Origin of the sequence: Enterobacter sp. R-25 (assembly GCF_049913205.1) — a bacterium.
GTDB lineage: Bacteria > Pseudomonadota > Gammaproteobacteria > Enterobacterales > Enterobacteriaceae > Enterobacter > Enterobacter ludwigii.
Map to the genome: position 1 here is coordinate 4734439 of NZ_CP183982.1, position 19388 is coordinate 4753826.

Genomic DNA, 19388 nt, shown 5'->3' on the forward strand with positions numbered 1-19388 from the left:
CTTACTCCTGATTCACGCGATTAAGCTTGCCCACAGCGGCAGCCATCAGAACTTCCTGGGTGGCCTGCTCGCGAGTGAATTCACCACCGAGATGCCCTTCATGCATGACGATAATGCGATCGCTCATGCCTAATACTTCTGGCATCTCGGAAGAGACCAGAATGATGCTCAGGCCGTCGGCCTTGAACTGGTTAATCAGCTGATAGATCTCTTTCTTGGCCCCAACGTCCACGCCGCGGGTTGGCTCATCAAGGATCAGCACTTTCGGGCGCGTCATCAGACCGCGCGCAATGGCCACTTTTTGCTGATTACCACCGGACAACAGGCCAATCGCCTGCTCCATCGACGGCGTTTTAACGTTGAAGAGACGGATAAAATCGCTGACCGCCTGCTGTTCATCTTTGTGCTTCAGGCTGCCACCGCTGCGGCTGAAATAGCGCAGGGCAGTAAGCGACATGTTCTCTTTTACCGACATCCCCAGCACTAAGCCGTCACGCTTGCGGTCTTCAGAGATATAGACGATGCCGTTTGCCAGGCCATCCTGTGGAGAGCGAGTCACCACCTCATGACCGTCGAGCGTGACATAACCGCTGGTACGCGGCAGTGCGCCATAGAGCACTTTCATCAGCTCGGTACGGCCTGCCCCCATTAACCCCGCCACGCCAAGGATCTCCCCCTGGCGCAGGGTAAAGGTGACATCGTTCACGCCCGGGCCACAGAGGTTATCCACCTTAAGGCGGATTTCACCCGGTGCTTTGTCCAGATGCGGATACTGGTCTTCGAGCTTACGTCCCACCATCATTTCGATAAGGGTATCTTCGGTTAGCGTGGCGACTTCGCGCTCGGCAATGAATTGCCCGTCGCGGAAGACCGTTACGTCGTCGCAGATCTCGAAAATCTCTTTCATACGGTGAGAGATATAGACAATCCCGCGTCCCTGCGATTTCAGCTCGCGGATAACGCGGAATAAAGATTCGGTTTCGGTGTCGGTCAGCGCGTCCGTCGGCTCATCCATAATGATAACCTTCGACTCAAAGCTCAGCACCTTCGCGATTTCAACCATTTGCTGATCGCCAATGGAGAGGTCGCCCACCAGACGGTCGCTCTTGAAGCGCAGGTTTAGCTTCGCCAGCAGTTTATCCGCTTCGGCATACATCGTTTTCCAGTCGATTTTGCCAAACCGGTTAACGAACTCACGTCCGAGGAAGATGTTTTCCGCAATGCTGAGCTGCGGGATCAGGTTCAGCTCCTGGTGGATAATACCGATCCCCGCATCCTGGGAAGATTTCGGGCCGTTGAACGTGGTCTCTTTACCCAGCCACAGCAGCGAGCCGGCATCGCGTTGATAGATACCGGTCAGCACTTTCATCATGGTGGATTTGCCGGCCCCGTTTTCGCCCACCAGCGCCATTACGCGTCCGGGATAAACGTTCAGTGCCGCGCCAGAGAGGGCTTTTACGCCCGGGAACGCTTTATCGATCCCTTTCAGTTGCAGTAATGCGTCCATGATGGCCTCAGAAGGTGACGCCAGCACAGAGAATGATATTCGCATACGGGGAACACTCCCCGCTGCGAATCACCGCCTGACTGTCTGCGGTTTGTTGTTTGAATTGCTCGTGCGTTGTGTAACGAATTTCTATGGTGTTTCCCTGGTGTTGTTGCAGTTGCTCAATGTGTCTGAGCAACGTTTCGTGGAGTTGCGGATTATGGTGTTTAATTTCCGTCGCAAGAATGGCCGCCTCAACCTGCATCTCCGCCGTCACCACGTCCAGTACCTGCATAAACGAGGGCACGCCCTGCGTTAACGCCATATCAATACGGGTTGTGCTGCGCGGAACCGGTAAGCCTGCATCGCAAACCACCAGCGTATCGGTATGCCCAAGACGGGAAATAACCGATGAGATTTCTGCGTTAAGAACGGTGCCTTTCTTCATTTTCTTGCTCCACTAGCGAAACGTTTCGCTGAAATCAGTTTAGTCTTAACGGTGTTCAGAAAACCACCATGACATAACAGATTTGTGATCGGCGTCGAAACGTTTCGCTAGGTGAAATGAGAAGGCGATAAATGCAAAAACGGTAACCCTTTGGTTACCGCTTTTTTAGGGTTGCACCCTCTCCATCCAGGAGAGGGCTTCAGGCCACTCGAGGACCTAGATTTCGACCTGCGTTCCCAGCTCAATCACACGGTTAGGCGGGATCTCAAACTGGTCAGGCGCGCGAAGGGCGTTACGCTGCAGGATAAGGTACAACTTGCCGCGCAGACGCAAATACCAGGGGCGCTTGCCGATAATCAGCGACTCGTGGGACATAAAGAACGAGGTCTCCATCATGCGACAGCTCAGACCTTCCAGACCGCAGCGATGGAACACCTCTTCGACGTTTGGTGTCTCACGCCAGCCGTAGCTTGCCACTACGCGCCAGAAGGTCGGCGACAGTTGCTCGATTTGCACGCGGCGGACATTGTGGACGTACGGGGCATCTTCGGTGCGCAGGGTCAGCAGGATCACGCGCTCGTGCAGCACTTTGTTATGCTTGAGGTTATGCATCAGCGCAAACGGGATAACGTTCAGCGCACGCGACATATACACCGCGGTGCCCGGCACGCGGACCGGCGGCGATTTCTCCAGCGAGGCAATCATAGCCTCCAGGGAGTTACCGTGCTCATGCATACGGCGCAGAAGGCGGAAACGTTCGCTTTTCCACGTGGTCATGACAATGAACATCACCAGACCGAGCGTCAGCGGCAGCCAGCCACCGGAGACAATCTTGTCGAGGTTGGCGGAGAACAGCGGCACGTCAATGCACAGGAAGCCGACCAGAATCATCATCACGAGGAATTTGTTCCAGTGCCAGTTTCGGTACGCTACCGTGGTGGAGAGCAGCGAGGTCAGTACCATCGTACCGGTTACCGCAATACCGTACGCCGCCGCCAGGTTGCTGGAGTGCTCGAAGCTGACGATGACAATCACCACGGCGAAATAGAGCAGCCAGTTGATGAACGGAATGTAAATCTGGCCCGACTCCATCTCGGAGGTATGGATAATGCGCATAGGCGAGAGATACCCCAGACGCACGGCCTGACGCGTCAGAGAGAACACGCCTGAAATTACCGCCTGCGAGGCAATAACGGTCGCCAGCGTCGCCAGAATCAGCATGGGCACCAGCGCCCAGTCCGGAGCCAGCAGGAAGAATGGGTTCTTAATCGCCTCCGGGTTTTGCAGCAGCAGCGCACCCTGACCGAAATAGTTCAGCACTAGCGACGGCAGGACCACTAAAAACCACGCCACGCGGATAGGCAGTTTCCCGAAGTGCCCCATATCGGCATACAGCGCCTCAACACCGGTGATGGAGAGCACGACGGCACCGAGCGCGACGAAGGAAACCACTTTGTATTCCAGGAAGAAATGCACGGCCCAGTAAGGGTTCAGCGCATGCAGCACATCCGGGTTAGCAATAATGCTGCGTAAACCGAGTGCCGCCAGGACCAGGAACCAGGCCAGCATAATCGGAGCGAACAGCTTGCCCACCAGCCCGGTGCCGTGCTTCTGGATGATGAACAGCAGCGTCAGGACAAGGATCGCCAGCGGAACAACCCACGAATCAAGCTGTGGCGCGATAATCTCCAGCCCCTCTATCGCCGAGAGAACCGAAATCGCGGGCGTAATGACGACTTCCCCATAGAAGAAGCTGCCGCCAATCAGGCCGATAATAACCAGCACCGACGTCATTCTGGCGGAGGTATTCCGCCCGGCAAGGGACATCAGAGTCAGGATCCCCCCTTCACCGGCGTTATCTGCACGCATAACGAAGGAGAGGTATTTCACTGAAACCACCAGGATCAGCAGCCAGAAGATGAGGGACAGGAAGCCAAAGACGGCATCGCGCTCAACACCAAAACCAAACTGACCGGACAGACATTCACGAAGCGTATAAAGCGGGCTGGTGCCGATATCACCGTAGACAACCCCGATCGCCGCAAGCGTTATTGCGGGTAATGATTGCTTATTATCAGTGCTCATAGACTAGTCTTTTCGTTTAAATAACAAATGTGTGCTTAGTCCCTTGGCCCACAAAAAGCGCACAGTATGCACGATTCAATGCAAAATCGTACCCCTAAATGCAACCGCATTAATGTAGCGCAAAGAAAATAGCGCCGCACTTCAGTCTATTACCAGCCCTGACTGAAACGTCTATACTCGCTTCAATTGGCCGCCACGACGGCGAAAGGATGCAAAACTATTATGGCTCACTCACATTTAATAGCAGAAAGAATTTCCCGCCTCAGCGGCGCGCTGGAAAAAGGCCTTTTCGAGCGTAGCCACGCCATTCGCCTCTGTTTACTGGCGGCGTTGAGCGGTGAAAGCGTCTTTCTGCTTGGTCCTCCGGGCATCGCCAAAAGCCTGATTGCCCGCCGGCTGAAATTTGCCTTTCAGAACGCCCGCGCTTTCGAATACCTGATGACCCGCTTTTCCACCCCAGAAGAAGTTTTCGGCCCGCTTTCCATTCAGGCGCTGAAAGATGAGGGGCGCTATCAGCGCCTGACTGAGGGGTATCTTCCGGAAGCGGAAATTGTTTTTCTTGATGAGATCTGGAAAGCAGGGCCGGCAATTCTGAACACCCTGCTCACGGCGATAAACGAACGCCGATTCCGCAACGGTGCCAGCGAAGAGAAAATCCCGATGCGCCTGCTGGTGGCGGCCTCTAACGAACTCCCGGAAGCCGACAGCAGCCTTGAAGCGCTGTATGACCGCATGCTGATCCGCCTGTGGCTCGACAAAGTGCAGGATAAATCCAACTTCCGCTCGATGCTGGTCAGCCAGCAGGATGAGAATGAAAACCCGGTCCCCGCTTCGCTGCAGGTCACGGATGAGGAGTATTACCAGTGGCAGGAGGATATCGGCAAAATCACACTGCCGGATTCGGTGTTTGAGCTGATCTATCTGCTGCGCCAGCAGCTCGATTTACTGCCTTCTGCGCCGTATGTCTCCGACCGTCGCTGGAAAAAAGCGATCCGCCTGCTGCAGGCCAGCGCCCTGTTCAGCGGCCGCGATGCCGTTGCGCCAATCGATCTGATCCTTTTAAAAGATTGCCTCTGGCACGATGCGGAAGGCATGAACCTGATGCAGCAGCAGCTTGACGTATTGATGACCGGACACGCCTGGGGCCAGCAGTCGATGCTCAACCAGCTCGGGGCAATTGCCCAACGGCGTATTCAGCTGCAGCAACAACAAAGCGACAAAACAGCGCTGAAAGTAAACCGCCTTGGCGGCATGTTCGCCCGCAAAGCGCATTATGAGCTGCCGTCCGAACTGACCAGTACAACGCTGACGCTCCTGCTTCAGCAGCCCCTTAAGCTTCATGACATGCAGGTGGTCCATATTACCGTGGAGCGAGAGCCATTGGCTCAGTGGCTTGATAAGGGCGGGGAGATCCGCGGCAAACTCAACGGCATCGGTTTTGCTCAGCCGCTGACGCTGGAAGTGGACAGCAGCCAGCATCTGGTGATCCGCGACGTCAGCCTGCAGGGATCGCGTCTTGCGCTTCCGGGAACCGCCTCTGACAGCGTGCCGGAAGAGATTAAACGCCAGCTTGAAGCGCTGGATACGGAATGGCACCAGCAACATACGCGCTTCAGCGAGCAGCAAAAATGCCTCTTTATTCATAGCGACTGGTTAGGTCGCATCGAAGCCAGCCTGCAGGATGTCAGCGCGCAGATCAAACAGGCTCGTCAATGCTAACGCTGGATACGCTTAACGTCATGCTGGCCGTCAGCGAAGAGGGGTTGATCGAAGAGGTGGTCATCACCCTTCTGGCCTCCCCGCAGCTGGCGGCTTTTTTTGAAAAATTCCCGCGGCTCAAAAAGGCGATGACCGACGATCTCCCGCGCTGGCGCGAAAACCTGCGTCAGCGGTTCAAAGAGACCGAAGTCCCCCCTGAATTAACTGACGAGGTGGCCTGCTATCAGCAGTGCCAGCGGCTCTCTACGTCACAGTTTATCGCCCAGCTCCCGCAAACCCTGACGTTACTCGACACGGTACACTCTCCGTTTGCCAGCCAGGCGCGGGCGCTGGTCACGGATAACGCCACGTTTACCCCCTCACTACACACCCTCTTTTTACAACGCTGGCGCCTCAGCCTGGTGGTGCAGGCCACAACGTTGAACCAGCAGTTGCTGGATGAGGAGCGTGAACAGCTGCTTAGCGAAGTGCAGGAACGCATGACCTTAAGCGGTCAGTTGGAGCAGGTGCTGGTGGAAAATGAAAACGCCGCCGGGCGTCTTTGGGATATGAGCGCCGGTCAGCTGCGGCGCGGAGATTACCAGCTCATCGTCAAGTACGGCGATTTTCTGGCACAGCAGCCAGAGCTGATGAAGCTTGCCGAACAGCTGGGTCGCTCACGGGAGGCCAAATCGGTCCCAAAGAAAGATGCCCCAATGGAGACCTTCCGCACCCTGGTCCGTGAACCGGCCACCGTGCCTGAGCAGGTGGATGGGCTCCAGCAAAGCGACGATATTTTGCGCCTGCTGCCCACGGAGTTGAGTACGCTGGGGATGACCGAGCTTGAGTACGAGTTTTATCGCCGGCTGGTGGAAAAACAGCTTCTGACCTACCGGTTGCATGGCGAAGCCTGGCGTGAAAAGCTCAGCCAGCGCCCGGTCATCCATCAGGATTTTGACGAGCAACCGCGCGGGCCCTTTATTGTGTGCGTGGATACGTCCGGCTCGATGGGAGGGTTTAACGAACAGTGCGCGAAAGCGTTCTGCCTGGCTCTGATGCGCGTGGCGCTCGCCGATCGACGTCGCTGCTTCATCATGCTCTTTTCCAGCGAAGTTGTGGGGTATGAACTGACCCATCAGCAGGGTATTGAGCAGGCGATCCGCTTTTTAAGCCAGCGCTTTCGTGGCGGTACCGATCTGGCCAGCTGTTTTCGAAGCATCGTTGAGCGGATGCAGGGCGGAGACTGGTATGACGCTGACGCCGTGGTCATCTCCGATTTTATTGCCCAGCGGCTACCGGATGACGTGGTGAATAAAGTGAAGGAGCTACAGCGAGTGCACCAGCACCGTTTCCATGCTGTGGCGATGTCTGCCCATGGAAAGCCCGGCATCATGCGCATCTTCGATCATATCTGGCGCTTTGATACCGGGTTACGTAGCCGCCTGCTAAGACGCTGGCAGCGCTAATTACAGAAGAGATTCAACGCGATCGCGTACCTGTTGTGGCCAGACACCGCACTGCACCTGACCAATATGAGGCAGCTGCAACAGCAGCATGGTCAGACGGGACTGGCCAATACCGCCGCCAATGGTCTGCGGCATCTCTCCGCGCAGCAGCGCCTGGTGCCACTCCAGCGTAAGACGATCTTCATCCCCGGTCAGTGCCAGCTGACGTTTCAGGGCGTCAGCATCCACGCGGATCCCCATTGAAGAGAGCTCGAACGCATCTTCCAGCACCGGGTTCCAGACCAGAATATCGCCGTTCAGACCGGCGCGTTCGCCTTCACCCGTCGTGCTCCAGTCATCATAATCCGGCGCACGCACATCATGGCGTTTACCGTCAGACAATTTGCCGCCAATCCCGATCAGGAACACAGCACCCAATTCTTTGGCGATCGCACGCTCACGGCCTTTGGCATCCAGATCGGGATAACGGCTCAGCAGTTCCTGACTGTGGACAAAGTGGATCGATTCCGGCAGGAACGGTGCCAGACCAAACTCTTTGCTCACTGCCGCTTCGGTCGCTTTGATCCCGGCGTAGATCGCCTCTACGGTGGATTTCAGCGTACCGACGTGACGCTCGCCATCGCCCATGACACGCTCCCAGTCCCATTGATCGACGTAGACGGAGTGCATTGGCGTAAGACGGTCTTCATCGGGGCGAAGGGCTTTCATGTGCGTGTAAAGCCCTTCGCCCGCGCTGAAGTCGTGTTGTCCCAGGGTTTGACGTTTCCACTTCGCAAGGGAATGCACCACTTCGAACTGGGCGTCTGGCAGTGTTTTCACTTTCACCTGTACCGCTTTTTCGCATCCAGAAAGGTTGTCCTGCGTCCCGTCACCCACGCGGCTGAGAATGGGCGCCTGGACTTCGATCAGACCAAGCTTGTCTTCCAGCTGACGTGAAAAATGGGATTTAACGAAGCTGATCTGGCGTTGTTTTGCGATGTAAGCGGTTTTCATTATTTATACTCCTGCGTCCTGTTGATAGAGATTAAGCAACAGAAATGGCCTGTTATTCAATAACCCATCAACAAAAAGCCCTCTTCACTTTTGATTCATTAAAATAAGGCGCTAGAATAGAGAGATTCATTAATGTTCATAAGAAAAAGCTATGGAAAATTATCAGATCGATAATCTGGACCGCGGCGTCCTGGAGGCCTTAATGGCCAATGCACGTACTGCCTACGCGGAACTGGCGAAACAGTTTGGCGTCAGTCCGGGCACAATCCACGTTCGCGTGGAAAAGATGAAACAGGCGGGGATCATTACCGGCGCACGTATCGACGTCAGCCCTAAGCAGCTGGGTTATGACGTCTGCTGCTTTATTGGCATTATTCTCAAAAGCGCCAAAGACTATCCGTCAGCCCTGGCGAAGCTCAACGCGCTTGAAGAAGTCACGGAGGCCTACTACACCACCGGGCACTACAGTATCTTTATAAAGGTGATGTGCCGCTCCATTGATGCCCTCCAGCAGGTACTTATCAACAAGATCCAAACAATTGATGAAATTCAGTCCACTGAAACATTGATCTCCCTGCAGAACCCGATCATGCGTACCATCCGCCCCTGATCGGGCAAATTCATTCCCACATTTTCCACAGGTAGATCCCAGCTCGTTCACAGCGTACAATGAGCCCCTCTTTATTTGAGCGAGCGATCAATGGCAGACATTACCCTTATCAGTGGCAGCACCCTGGGCGGCGCGGAATACGTTGCGGAACATCTGGCTGAGAAGCTGGAAGACGCGGGCTTTTCCACCGAAACACTGCACGGCCCGTTGCTTGACGATCTCCCGACTGATGGGGTCTGGCTACTGATCACCTCGACGCACGGCGCAGGCGATCTGCCGGATAATCTGCAACCTTTATATGACGAACTGCTGGAACAGCAGCCTGACCTGTCAAACGTCCGTTTTGGCGCGGTGGGTATCGGCAGTCGTGAATATGACACCTTTTGCGGTGCAATAGAGAAAGTCGAAGCCGCTGTGACGGCCTGTGGGGCAAAACAGCTGGGTGAAACACTGAAGATCAACATCCTCGATCATGACATTCCGGAAGATCCAGCGGAGATCTGGCTGGGTGAATGGAAAAATTTACTCAAAAACGATTAAAGATCGCGCGAACAGATGTGGATAACTCTGGTTAAAAGCTCGTATTAAGCGGTAGTTATCCAAGTTATAACTCTGAGGCCGTTTTGGCCCTGTGTATAAAGTCGCGATCTGATCCCAGCTTATACTGGCCAGGATCACCGATCATTCACAGCAAACGATCCTTTCTAACTGCATGATCTTCATCGTGAGATCGGGCTTATCCACAGAGGTACTCGATCCTAATAAGAGATCACAATAGAACAGATCTCTAAATAAAAAGATCTTCTTTTTAATAGCCCAGGATCCCAATGCTTTCTCGAAAGACTAAAGTTGAGTAGAATCCACGGCCCGGGCTTCAATCCATTTTCATACCGCTTTACGCGAGGCAGACCACCATGTTTTATCAGGATCCTTTTGACGTCATCATCATTGGCGGGGGTCATGCAGGCACTGAGGCCGCAATGGCCGCAGCGCGAATGGGTCAGCAGACCCTGCTTTTGACACACAATATCGACACGCTGGGACAAATGTCCTGTAATCCGGCGATTGGCGGCATTGGGAAAGGACACCTGGTAAAAGAAGTGGATGCACTTGGCGGCCTGATGGCGAAAGCGATCGATCATGCCGGCATCCAGTTTAGGATACTAAACGCGAGCAAAGGTCCCGCTGTGCGCGCCACCCGTGCTCAGGCAGACCGCGTGCTTTACCGTCAGGCGGTACGTACTGCCCTGGAGAATCAGCCAAACCTGATGATCTTCCAGCAGGCGGTAGAAGATCTTATCGTTGAAAACGATCGCGTTGTGGGTGCCGTAACCCAGATGGGCCTCAAGTTCCGCGCGAAAGCCGTCGTACTGACTGTCGGGACCTTCCTGGATGGCAAAATCCATATCGGTCTGGATAACTACAGCGGTGGCCGTGCTGGCGATCCGCCGTCCATTCCGCTGTCTCGTCGTCTGCGTGAACTTCCGCTGCGCGTCAGTCGCCTGAAAACAGGCACGCCACCGCGTATTGATGCGCGCACCATTGATTTCAGCGTGCTGGCACAACAGCACGGCGATAACCCCATGCCGGTGTTCTCGTTCATGGGCAATGCGGCTCAACATCCGCAGCAGGTACCGTGCTACATCACGCATACCAACGAAAAAACCCATGATGTGATCCGCAATAACCTTGACCGCAGCCCAATGTACGCTGGCGTGATCGAAGGGATCGGCCCGCGTTACTGTCCGTCGATCGAAGACAAAGTGATGCGCTTTGCCGATCGTAACCAGCACCAGATCTTCCTGGAGCCGGAAGGACTGACGTCAAATGAAATTTACCCGAACGGCATCTCCACCAGCCTGCCGTTCGATGTGCAGATGCAAATTGTTCGCTCAATGCAGGGTATGGAGAACGCGAAAATCGTTCGTCCTGGCTACGCTATTGAGTACGATTTCTTCGATCCGCGTGACCTGAAGCCAACCCTGGAGAGCAAATTCATCCACGGTCTGTTCTTCGCCGGCCAGATTAACGGCACGACCGGTTACGAAGAAGCTGCCGCTCAGGGTCTGCTTGCCGGTCTGAACGCAGCACGCTTCTCTGCGGAGAAAGAGGGCTGGGCACCTGCGCGTTCTCAGGCTTATCTGGGCGTGCTGGTCGACGATCTTTGCACCCTGGGTACCAAAGAACCGTACCGTATGTTTACCTCTCGAGCGGAATATCGCCTGATGCTGCGCGAAGATAACGCCGACCTGCGTCTGACCGAAGTGGGTCGTGAACTGGGTCTGGTGGATGACGAACGTTGGGCGCGCTATAACGAAAAACTGGAACGCATTGAGCAGGAACGTCAGCGTCTGAAAACCACCTGGGTGAATCCACAGGCGGAAACCGCTGCAGAAGTGAATGCTCACTTAACTGCGCCGCTTTCGCGCGAAGCCAGCGGCGAAGACTTGCTGCGTCGCCCTGAAGTGACCTACGAGAACCTGGTGAAACTGACCGCGTTCGCGCCTGGCCTTGAAGACGCTGAAGCGGCTGAACAGGTTGAGATCCAGGTCAAATACGAAGGTTACATCGCGCGTCAGCAGGATGAGATTGAAAAACAGCAGCGCAACGAAAATACGCTGCTGCCGGAAATGCTGGACTACCGTCAGGTGACGGGGCTTTCCAATGAAGTGATCGCCAAGCTGAACGATCACAAGCCTGTGTCGATCGGTCAGGCATCCCGTATCTCCGGTGTCACACCTGCCGCGATTTCGATTCTGCTGGTGTGGCTGAAAAAGCAAGGTATGCTGCGCCGTAGCGCATAATATCCAGTGCTTTTGGCGGGTGGCGCTTCGCTACCCGCCCTGCTAATTCGTAGGCCCGGTAAGCGCCACCGGGCAATTTATGTCTAAACAGGTACCCACTGTGCTCAATAAACTCTCTCGTCTGCTGGAACAGGCAGGTATTTCGCTCACCGATCACCAGAAAACTCAGCTGGTGGCCTATGTCGATATGCTGAACAAATGGAATAAAGCGTACAACCTGACGTCTGTTCGCGACCCCAACGAGATGCTGGTTCGTCATATCCTCGATAGCATCGTGGTTGCGCCGTATCTTAAAGGGGAGCGCTTTATCGATGTGGGCACAGGTCCTGGCCTGCCGGGGATCCCGCTGTCGATTGTCCGCCCTGAGAGCCATTTCACGCTGCTAGACAGCCTTGGCAAACGCGTCCGTTTTTTACGTCAGGTCCAGCATGAGCTGAAACTGGAGAACATCGCCCCTGTACAGAGCAGGGTAGAGGCGTTCCCCGCGGAGCCGCCGTTTGACGGTGTTATCAGCCGCGCGTTTGCGTCGCTCAATGATATGGTGAGCTGGTGTAAGCACTTGCCTGCACAAGATGGCCGCTTTTATGCCCTGAAAGGGCAGTTGCCGGGCGATGAAATTGAACAGCTTCCGGAAGGTTTTGCTGTCGAATCCGTTGAGAAATTAAACATTCCTCAGCTTGAGGGTGAACGCCATCTGGTGATAATTAAGCCAAACAATTTTTAAATATTTAATAAAAATTGTGGAATTCGTGCTGTTCTGACCATGTTAAATAACAGCACAAATTCTCGGGTTTTACCGAAGAGAGTTTAACCTCTGTGTTACTAAGGTTTTTCTAACGGTTAACGTAACAGCCATTGTTCAGCATGAAGATAGTCAACATCGAAAATATCAGCCTGCTAAAAGTGGAATACGGCAACCAGAATCGAATGTTAAATATTTATTAAGAATGTCAATAAAAGGTTTTTATTGTATACCGGGCTGTTTTGAAAATAGTTACGATAATTTGTCTTTAATTTCATAAAGATGAAATAAACCGATTTGCGTCTTTGATAAATACACCCTTATCGCAAATGTGTATTTTGTGATCTCGTGCACGCTTTGTAGCCAACGTTTTCGCGCTGTTTGCAGTTTTGGTCGAAGGTCGTGGCTTTCAGGAAAAGTTAAAAAATAGCGGCGGGGAAAAATATTTAAACATTTATTCACCTTTTCGCTACTTAATGTTTGAAATCACGGGTGCGCACCGTATAATTTGACCGCTTTTTGATGCTTGACTCTGAGCCTTAAAGGACGTTTTATACGACACGCGGCATACCTCGAAGGGAGCAGGAGTAAAAACGTGATGTCTGTGTCGCTCTTGAGTAGAAACGTTGCTCGTAAGCTTCTGTTCATTCAGTTTCTGGCTGTGATAGCAAGTGGATTGCTGTTTAGCCTCAAAGACCCCTTCTGGGGCATCTCCGCCGTGTGCGGGGGTTTGGCGGTTGTTCTGCCAAACGTATTGTTTATGATTTTTGCCTGGCGTCATCAGGCGCATACACCCGCCAAAGGCCGTGTGGCCTGGTCCTTCGCTCTCGGTGAAGTGTGTAAGGTGTTGCTGACCTTTGCTCTACTGGTGATGGCGCTGGCGGTTTTGAAAGTGGTATTCATGCCGCTGATAGCAACGTGGGTTTTGGTGCTGGTGGTACAAGTTCTGGCTCCAGCTGTAATCAACAACAAAGGGTAAAAGGCATCATGGCTTCAGAAAATATGACGCCGCAGGATTACATAGGTCACCATCTGAATAACCTTCAGCTGGACCTGCGTACATTCTCGCTGGTGGATCCGCATAACCCCCCGGCCACCTTCTGGACGATCAACATCGACTCCATGTTCTTCTCGGTCGTTTTGGGTCTTCTGTTCCTGGCCATGTTCCGCGGTGTTGCGAAAAGAGCGACCAGCGGTGTTCCAGGGAAATTCCAGACGTTCATCGAAATGATCATCGGCTTCGTCCATGGCAGCGTCAAAGACATGTACCATGGTAAGAGCAAGCTGATTGCTCCGCTGGCCCTGACCGTGTTCGTTTGGGTGTTCCTGATGAACCTGATGGACCTGCTGCCAATCGATTTCCTGCCGTGGATTGGCGAACATGTCCTCGGTCTGCCAGCACTGCGCGTGGTGCCGTCCGCTGACGTGAACATCACCCTGTCGATGGCGCTGGGCGTGTTTATCCTGATTCTTTTCTACAGCATCAAAATGAAAGGCGTAAGCGGCTTCGTGAAAGAGCTTACCTTGCAGCCGTTCAACCACTGGGCGTTTATTCCGGTCAACCTGATCCTGGAAGGCGTTAGCCTGCTGTCCAAACCTGTTTCACTGGGTCTGCGACTGTTCGGCAACATGTATGCGGGTGAGCTGATTTTCATTCTGATCGCGGGTCTTCTGCCGTGGTGGTCACAGTGGATTCTGAATGTGCCTTGGGCCATTTTCCACATCCTGATCATTACGCTGCAAGCCTTTATCTTCATGGTTCTGACGATCGTCTATCTGTCGATGGCGTCTGAAGAGCACTGATTTTTTACCAACACTACTACGTTTTAATTGAAACAAACTGGAGACTGTCATGGAAAACCTGAATATGGATCTGCTGTACATGGCTGCCGCTGTGATGATGGGTCTGGCGGCTATCGGTGCTGCGATCGGTATCGGCATCCTCGGGGGCAAATTCCTGGAAGGCGCAGCGCGTCAACCTGATCTGATTCCTCTGCTGCGTACTCAGTTCTTTATCGTTATGGGTCTGGTGGATGCTATCCCAATGATCGCTGTAGGTCTGGGTCTGTACGTGATGTTTGCTGTCGCGTAGTAGTAGTTTTAAAACCCTAAGCCACAGATATTAAAGAGGTATTGTGCTGTGAACATGAACGCAACAATCCTCGGCCAGGCCATCGCGTTTATTCTCTTTGTCTGGTTCTGCATGAAGTATGTATGGCCGCCTTTAATGGCTGCCATCGAAAAACGTCAGAAAGAAATTGCTGACGGTCTGGCTTCTGCAGAACGCGCTAAGAAAGATTTGGACCTTGCACAGGCCAACGCGACAGACCAGCTGAAAAAAGCGAAAGCGGAAGCTCAGGTTATCATCGAACAGGCTAACAAACGCCGTTCGCAGATCCTGGACGAAGCCAAAGCTGAAGCAGAACAGGAACGTACTAAGATCGTGACACAAGCTCAGGCTGAAATTGAAGCTGAGCGTAAACGTGCTCGCGAAGAACTGCGTAAGCAGGTTGCGATTCTGGCTGTTGCTGGCGCCGAGAAGATCATCGAACGTTCCGTGGATGAAGCTGCTAACAGCGACATCGTGGACAAACTTGTCGCTGAACTGTAAGGAGGGAGGGGCTGATGTCTGAATTTGTTACGGTAGCTCGCCCCTACGCCAAAGCAGCTTTTGACTTTGCTGTCGAACACCAAAATGTCGATCGCTGGCAGGATATGCTGGCGTTTGCCGCTGAGGTGACGAAAAACGAACAAATGGCCGAGTTGCTTTCTGGTGCGTTAGCGCCTGAAACTCTCGCCGCGTCGTTTATCGCCGTGTGCGGAGAGCAACTGGATGCCAATGGTCAGAACCTGATTAAGGTAATGGCAGAAAATGGTCGTCTCCGTGTGCTCCCGGATGTTCTCGAGCAGTTTGAGCACTTACGTGCCCTTAGTGAAGCTACCGCTGAAGTCGAAGTGACTTCTGCGACTGAACTGAGTGATGAACAGCTTGCGAAAATTACCGCCGCGATGGAAAAACGTCTGTCACGCAAAGTTAAGCTGAATTGCAAAATCGATAAGTCTGTAATGGCAGGCGTAATCATCCGTTCGGGTGATATGGTCATTGATGGCAGCGTACGCGGCCGTCTTGAACGCCTTGCAGACGTCTTGCAGTCTTAAGGGGACTGGAGCATGCAACTGAATTCCACCGAAATCAGCGAACTGATCAAGCAGCGCATTGCTCAGTTCAGTGTTGTGAGCGAAGCTCACAACGAAGGTACTATTGTTTCTGTAAGTGACGGTGTTATCCGCATCCACGGCCTGGCCGATTGTATGCAGGGTGAGATGATTTCCCTGCCGGGTAACCGTTACGCTATCGCACTGAACCTGGAGCGCGACTCCGTAGGTGCAGTTGTGATGGGTCCATACGCTGACCTCGCCGAAGGCATGAAGGTTAAGTGTACTGGCCGTATTCTGGAAGTGCCGGTTGGCCGTGGCCTGCTGGGTCGCGTTGTTAACACCCTGGGTGCACCAATCGACGGTAAAGGTCCGGTTGAGCACGATGGCTTCTCCCCAATCGAAGTTATCGCACCAGGCGTTATCGACCGTCAGTCCGTTGATCAGCCAGTGCAGACTGGTTATAAGTCCGTTGATGCCATGATTCCAATCGGTCGTGGCCAGCGTGAACTGATCATCGGTGACCGTCAGACCGGTAAAACCGCGATGGCTATCGACGCCATCATCAACCAGCGTGACTCCGGCATCAAATGTGTGTACGTGGCTATCGGCCAGAAAGCGTCCACCATTTCTAACGTGGTTCGTAAACTGGAAGAGCACGGCGCGCTGTCTAACACCATCGTTGTTGTGGCGACCGCTTCTGAATCTGCTGCACTGCAATACCTGGCACCATACGCCGGTTGCGCAATGGGCGAATACTTCCGTGACCGCGGTGAAGATGCGCTGATCGTATACGATGACCTGTCTAAACAGGCCGTTGCATATCGTCAGGTTTCCCTGCTGCTCCGTCGTCCACCAGGACGTGAAGCGTTCCCTGGCGACGTATTCTACCTCCACTCTCGTCTGCTGGAGCGTGCTTCCCGCGTTAACGCGGAATACGTCGAGAACTTCACCAAAGGTGAAGTGAAGGGTAAAACCGGCTCTCTGACCGCGCTGCCAATCATTGAAACCCAGGCGGGTGACGTTTCTGCGTTCGTTCCGACCAACGTAATCTCCATTACCGATGGTCAGATCTTCCTGGAAACCAACCTGTTTAACTCCGGTATTCGTCCGGCAGTTAACCCGGGTATCTCCGTATCCCGTGTGGGTGGTGCTGCTCAGACCAAGATCATCAAGAAACTGTCCGGTGGTATTCGTACCGCGCTGGCACAGTATCGTGAACTGGCTGCGTTCTCTCAGTTCGCATCCGATCTGGACGAAGCAACCCGTAAACAGCTGAGCCACGGTCAGAAAGTGACCGAGCTGCTGAAGCAGAAACAGTACGCACCAATGTCTGTTGCTCAGCAGGGCCTGGTTCTGTTCGCGGCTGAACGCGGTTACCTCGAAGATGTGGAACTGGCGAAAATCGGTAGCTTCGAAGCCGCTCTGCTGGCTTACGTCGACCGTGATCACGCTCCGCTGATGCAAGAGATCAACCAGACCGGTGGCTATAACGACGAAATCGAAGGCAAGCTGAAAGCTATCCTCGATTCCTTCAAAGCAACCCAATCCTGGTAATCGTCCGGCGGCTTGTCTCAGGACAAGCCGCCTGGCATTGAGGAGAAGCTCATGGCCGGCGCAAAAGAGATACGTAGTAAGATCGCAAGCGTCCAGAACACGCAAAAGATCACTAAAGCGATGGAGATGGTCGCCGCTTCCAAAATGCGTAAATCGCAGGATCGCATGGCGGCCAGCCGTCCTTATGCAGAAACCATGCGCAAAGTGATTGGTCACCTTGCAAACGGTAATCTGGAATATAAGCACCCTTACCTGGAAGAACGCGACGTTAAGCGCGTGGGCTACCTGGTGGTGTCGACCGACCGTGGTCTGTGTGGCGGCTTGAACATTAACCTGTTCAAAAAACTGCTGGCGGATATGAAAGCATGGTCTGAAAAAGGCGTTCAGTGCGATATCGCAATGATCGGCTCTAAAGGCGTCTCTTTCTTTAACTCCGTTGGTGGCAACATTGTCGCTCAGGTGACGGGTATGGGTGATAACCCTTCCCTGTCCGAGCTGATCGGCCCGGTTAAAGTGATGTTGCAGGCTTACGATGAAGGCCGTCTGGACAGACTGTACGTTGTCAGCAACAAATTTATTAACACCATGTCTCAGGTTCCAACGCTCACTCAGATGCTGCCTTTACCGGCATCAGAAGATGACGAGCTGAAGCAAAAATCCTGGGATTACCTGTATGAACCCGATCCGAAACCGCTGTTGGATACCCTGCTGCGTCGTTACGTTGAATCTCAGGTTTATCAGGGCGTTGTAGAAAACCTGGCCAGCGAGCAGGCCGCACGAATGGTGGCGATGAAAGCCGCGACCGATAATGGCGGCAGCCTGATTAAAGAGCTGCAGTTGGTTTACAACAAAGCTCGTCAGGCCAGCATTACTCAGGAACTCACCGAGATCGTCTCGGGGGCCGCCGCGGTTTAACCAGGTTTACGAATTACGTAGAGGATTCAAGATGGCTACTGGAAAGATTGTCCAGGTAATCGGCGCCGTGGTGGACGTCGAGTTCCCTCAGGACGCCGTACCACGCGTGTACGACGCGCTTGAGGTACAGAATGGTAATGAGAGCCTGGTGCTGGAAGTTCAGCAGCAGCTCGGCGGCGGTATCGTGCGTACCATCGCGATGGGTTCTTCCGACGGTCTGCGTCGTGGTCTGGAAGTTAAAGACCTTGAGCACCCGATCGAAGTCCCGGTAGGTAAAGCAACACTGGGTCGTATCATGAACGTATTGGGTCAACCAATCGACATGAAAGGCGACATCGGTGAAGAAGAGCGTTGGGCTATCCACCGCGCAGCACCTTCCTACGAAGAGCTGTCCAGCTCTCAGGAACTGCTGGAAACCGGCATCAAAGTTATCGACCTGATGTGTCCGTTTGCGAAGGGCGGTAAAGTTGGTCTGTTCGGTGGTGCGGGTGTAGGTAAAACCGTAAACATGATGGAGCTGATCCGTAACATCGCGATCGAGCACTCCGGTTACTCCGTATTTGCGGGCGTAGGTGAACGTACTCGTGAGGGTAACGACTTCTACCACGAAATGACCGACTCCAACGTTCTGGACAAAGTATCCCTGGTTTACGGCCAGATGAACGAGCCACCAGGAAACCGTCTGCGCGTTGCGCTGACTGGCCTGACTATGGCTGAGAAGTTCCGTGACGAAGGCCGTGACGTTCTGCTGTTCGTTGATAACATCTATCGTTACACCCTGGCCGGTACTGAAGTATCTGCACTGCTGGGTCGTATGCCTTCAGCGGTAGGTTATCAGCCGACGCTGGCGGAAGAGATGGGTGTTCTTCAGGAACGTATCACCTCTACCAAAACCGGTTCTATCACCTCCGTACAGGCGGTATACGTACCTGCGGATGACTTGACTGACCCATCCCCAGCCACCACCTTTGCGCACCTTGACGCAACCGTGGTACTGAGCCGTCAGATCGCGTCTCTGGGTATTTACCCGGCCGTTGACCCGCTGGACTCCACCAGCCGTCAGCTGGATCCACTGGTTGTGGGTCAGGAACACTACGACACCGCGCGTGGCGTACAGTCCCTGCTGCAGCGTTACCAGGAACTGAAAGACATCATCGCCATCCTGGGTATGGATGAGCTGTCTGAAGAAGACAAACTGGTGGTAGCACGTGCGCGTAAGATCCAGCGCTTCCTGTCCCAGCCGTTCTTCGTTGCGGAAGTATTCACCGGTTCTCCGGGTAAATACGTTTCCCTGAAAGACACCATCCGTGGCTTTAAAGGCATCATGGAAGGCGAATACGATCACCTGCCGGAGCAGGCGTTCTACATGGTTGGTTCCATCGACGAAGCCGTGGAAAAAGCCAAAAAACTTTAACGCCTTAATCGGAG

18 protein-coding genes are annotated in these 19388 nt (G+C 53.7%); 14 read left to right on the top strand and 4 right to left on the bottom strand.

Going from position 1 to position 19388, the window contains the following annotated elements; all coding sequences use genetic code 11:
* Position 1: 1 nt before the first annotated feature.
* From rbsA to kup, 3 genes are all read right to left on the bottom strand, one after another.
* Positions 2–1507 carry a ribose ABC transporter ATP-binding protein RbsA gene (rbsA, locus tag ACN9MQ_RS22625; protein WP_020882771.1) on the bottom strand — a complete coding sequence of 502 codons (1506 nt, stop codon included), beginning with the start codon at positions 1505–1507 and terminating at the stop codon, positions 2–4.
* Between the two features lie 7 nt (positions 1508–1514).
* Positions 1515–1934, bottom strand: coding sequence for a D-ribose pyranase (gene rbsD / locus ACN9MQ_RS22630; RefSeq protein WP_014172270.1), 420 nt, complete (start codon positions 1932–1934; stop codon positions 1515–1517).
* A 216-nt stretch (positions 1935–2150) separates the two neighbouring features.
* The gene (gene kup, locus ACN9MQ_RS22635) at positions 2151–4019 is read right to left on the bottom strand and encodes a low affinity potassium transporter Kup (protein WP_014172271.1); all 1869 of its coding nucleotides are present in this window, start codon (positions 4017–4019) and stop codon (positions 2151–2153) included.
* Positions 4020–4241: 222 nt separating this feature from the next.
* On the opposite strand from kup, the gene ravA reads away from it, so the two are divergent.
* Both ravA and viaA read left to right on the top strand, forming a co-directional pair.
* Entirely contained in the window at positions 4242–5738 is a 1497-nt protein-coding gene (gene ravA / locus ACN9MQ_RS22640; protein ID WP_025202724.1) for an ATPase RavA, read from the top strand.
* A complete protein-coding gene (viaA, locus tag ACN9MQ_RS22645) occupies positions 5732–7183 on the top strand; it encodes an ATPase RavA stimulator ViaA (RefSeq protein WP_163306202.1) in 1452 nt (483 codons plus the stop codon). Before ravA ends, viaA begins: the two co-directional genes overlap by 7 nt.
* Here viaA and asnA read toward each other — a convergent pair whose 3' ends face one another.
* Positions 7184–8176 (bottom strand): aspartate--ammonia ligase, encoded by a 993-nt coding sequence (asnA, locus tag ACN9MQ_RS22650; protein WP_020882768.1) that lies wholly within the window; start codon positions 8174–8176, stop codon positions 7184–7186.
* 151 nt (positions 8177–8327) lie between these two features.
* Between asnA and asnC the strand changes: the two genes are divergently transcribed.
* The 12 genes from asnC (at position 8328) to atpD (ending at position 19374) form a co-directional block, all read left to right on the top strand.
* Entirely contained in the window at positions 8328–8786 is a 459-nt protein-coding gene (gene asnC, locus ACN9MQ_RS22655) for a transcriptional regulator AsnC (protein WP_106503583.1), read from the top strand.
* A gap of 90 nt (positions 8787–8876) precedes the next feature.
* The gene (mioC, locus tag ACN9MQ_RS22660) at positions 8877–9326 is read left to right on the top strand and encodes an FMN-binding protein MioC (protein ID WP_020882767.1); all 450 of its coding nucleotides are present in this window, start codon (positions 8877–8879) and stop codon (positions 9324–9326) included.
* Positions 9327–9700: 374 nt separating this feature from the next.
* Positions 9701–11590: a tRNA uridine-5-carboxymethylaminomethyl(34) synthesis enzyme MnmG gene (gene mnmG, locus ACN9MQ_RS22665; protein WP_032679278.1), complete on the top strand. Its 1890-nt coding sequence runs from the start codon at positions 9701–9703 to the stop codon at positions 11588–11590.
* Between the two features lie 100 nt (positions 11591–11690).
* On the top strand, positions 11691–12314 hold the full coding sequence (gene rsmG / locus ACN9MQ_RS22670) for a 16S rRNA (guanine(527)-N(7))-methyltransferase RsmG (RefSeq protein WP_032679279.1): 624 nt from the start codon (positions 11691–11693) through the stop codon (positions 12312–12314).
* Positions 12315–12930: 616 nt separating this feature from the next.
* Positions 12931–13311 carry a F0F1 ATP synthase subunit I gene (atpI, locus tag ACN9MQ_RS22675; RefSeq protein ID WP_008500194.1) on the top strand — a complete coding sequence of 127 codons (381 nt, stop codon included), beginning with the start codon at positions 12931–12933 and terminating at the stop codon, positions 13309–13311.
* 8 nt (positions 13312–13319) lie between these two features.
* Positions 13320–14135 (top strand): F0F1 ATP synthase subunit A, encoded by an 816-nt coding sequence (gene atpB, locus ACN9MQ_RS22680; RefSeq protein ID WP_014172280.1) that lies wholly within the window; start codon positions 13320–13322, stop codon positions 14133–14135.
* 49 nt (positions 14136–14184) lie between these two features.
* Positions 14185–14424, top strand: coding sequence for a F0F1 ATP synthase subunit C (gene atpE, locus ACN9MQ_RS22685; RefSeq protein ID WP_000429386.1), 240 nt, complete (start codon positions 14185–14187; stop codon positions 14422–14424).
* A 48-nt stretch (positions 14425–14472) separates the two neighbouring features.
* Positions 14473–14943, top strand: coding sequence for a F0F1 ATP synthase subunit B (gene atpF, locus ACN9MQ_RS22690; RefSeq protein ID WP_003862370.1), 471 nt, complete (start codon positions 14473–14475; stop codon positions 14941–14943).
* 14 nt (positions 14944–14957) lie between these two features.
* Complete coding sequence (gene atpH, locus ACN9MQ_RS22695; protein ID WP_014172281.1) at positions 14958–15491, top strand: F0F1 ATP synthase subunit delta; 534 nt, start codon at positions 14958–14960, stop codon at positions 15489–15491.
* A gap of 12 nt (positions 15492–15503) precedes the next feature.
* A complete protein-coding gene (gene atpA, locus ACN9MQ_RS22700; protein ID WP_006808751.1) occupies positions 15504–17045 on the top strand; it encodes a F0F1 ATP synthase subunit alpha in 1542 nt (513 codons plus the stop codon).
* A gap of 51 nt (positions 17046–17096) precedes the next feature.
* On the top strand, positions 17097–17960 hold the full coding sequence (atpG, locus tag ACN9MQ_RS22705) for a F0F1 ATP synthase subunit gamma (RefSeq protein ID WP_020882764.1): 864 nt from the start codon (positions 17097–17099) through the stop codon (positions 17958–17960).
* A 31-nt stretch (positions 17961–17991) separates the two neighbouring features.
* A complete protein-coding gene (atpD, locus tag ACN9MQ_RS22710) occupies positions 17992–19374 on the top strand; it encodes a F0F1 ATP synthase subunit beta (protein WP_006177559.1) in 1383 nt (460 codons plus the stop codon).
* The last annotated feature ends 14 nt before the right edge of the window (positions 19375–19388 follow it).

What these genes read in the sequence shown, in the direction of transcription:
- rbsA (WP_020882771.1), bottom strand. Translation starts at nt 1,507, where the DNA reads ATGGACGCATTACTGCAACTGAAAGGGATCGATAAAGCGTTCCCGGGC.
- rbsD (WP_014172270.1), bottom strand. Translation starts at nt 1,934, where the DNA reads ATGAAGAAAGGCACCGTTCTTAACGCAGAAATCTCATCGGTTATTTCC.
- kup (WP_014172271.1), bottom strand. Translation starts at nt 4,019, where the DNA reads ATGAGCACTGATAATAAGCAATCATTACCCGCAATAACGCTTGCGGCG.
- ravA (WP_025202724.1), top strand. Translation starts at nt 4,242, where the DNA reads ATGGCTCACTCACATTTAATAGCAGAAAGAATTTCCCGCCTCAGCGGC.
- viaA (WP_163306202.1), top strand. Translation starts at nt 5,732, where the DNA reads ATGCTAACGCTGGATACGCTTAACGTCATGCTGGCCGTCAGCGAAGAG.
- asnA (WP_020882768.1), bottom strand. Translation starts at nt 8,176, where the DNA reads ATGAAAACCGCTTACATCGCAAAACAACGCCAGATCAGCTTCGTTAAA.
- asnC (WP_106503583.1), top strand. Translation starts at nt 8,328, where the DNA reads ATGGAAAATTATCAGATCGATAATCTGGACCGCGGCGTCCTGGAGGCC.
- mioC (WP_020882767.1), top strand. Translation starts at nt 8,877, where the DNA reads ATGGCAGACATTACCCTTATCAGTGGCAGCACCCTGGGCGGCGCGGAA.
- mnmG (WP_032679278.1), top strand. Translation starts at nt 9,701, where the DNA reads ATGTTTTATCAGGATCCTTTTGACGTCATCATCATTGGCGGGGGTCAT.
- atpI (WP_008500194.1), top strand. Translation starts at nt 12,931, where the DNA reads ATGTCTGTGTCGCTCTTGAGTAGAAACGTTGCTCGTAAGCTTCTGTTC.
- atpB (WP_014172280.1), top strand. Translation starts at nt 13,320, where the DNA reads ATGGCTTCAGAAAATATGACGCCGCAGGATTACATAGGTCACCATCTG.
- atpE (WP_000429386.1), top strand. Translation starts at nt 14,185, where the DNA reads ATGGAAAACCTGAATATGGATCTGCTGTACATGGCTGCCGCTGTGATG.
- atpH (WP_014172281.1), top strand. Translation starts at nt 14,958, where the DNA reads ATGTCTGAATTTGTTACGGTAGCTCGCCCCTACGCCAAAGCAGCTTTT.
- atpA (WP_006808751.1), top strand. Translation starts at nt 15,504, where the DNA reads ATGCAACTGAATTCCACCGAAATCAGCGAACTGATCAAGCAGCGCATT.
- atpG (WP_020882764.1), top strand. Translation starts at nt 17,097, where the DNA reads ATGGCCGGCGCAAAAGAGATACGTAGTAAGATCGCAAGCGTCCAGAAC.
- atpD (WP_006177559.1), top strand. Translation starts at nt 17,992, where the DNA reads ATGGCTACTGGAAAGATTGTCCAGGTAATCGGCGCCGTGGTGGACGTC.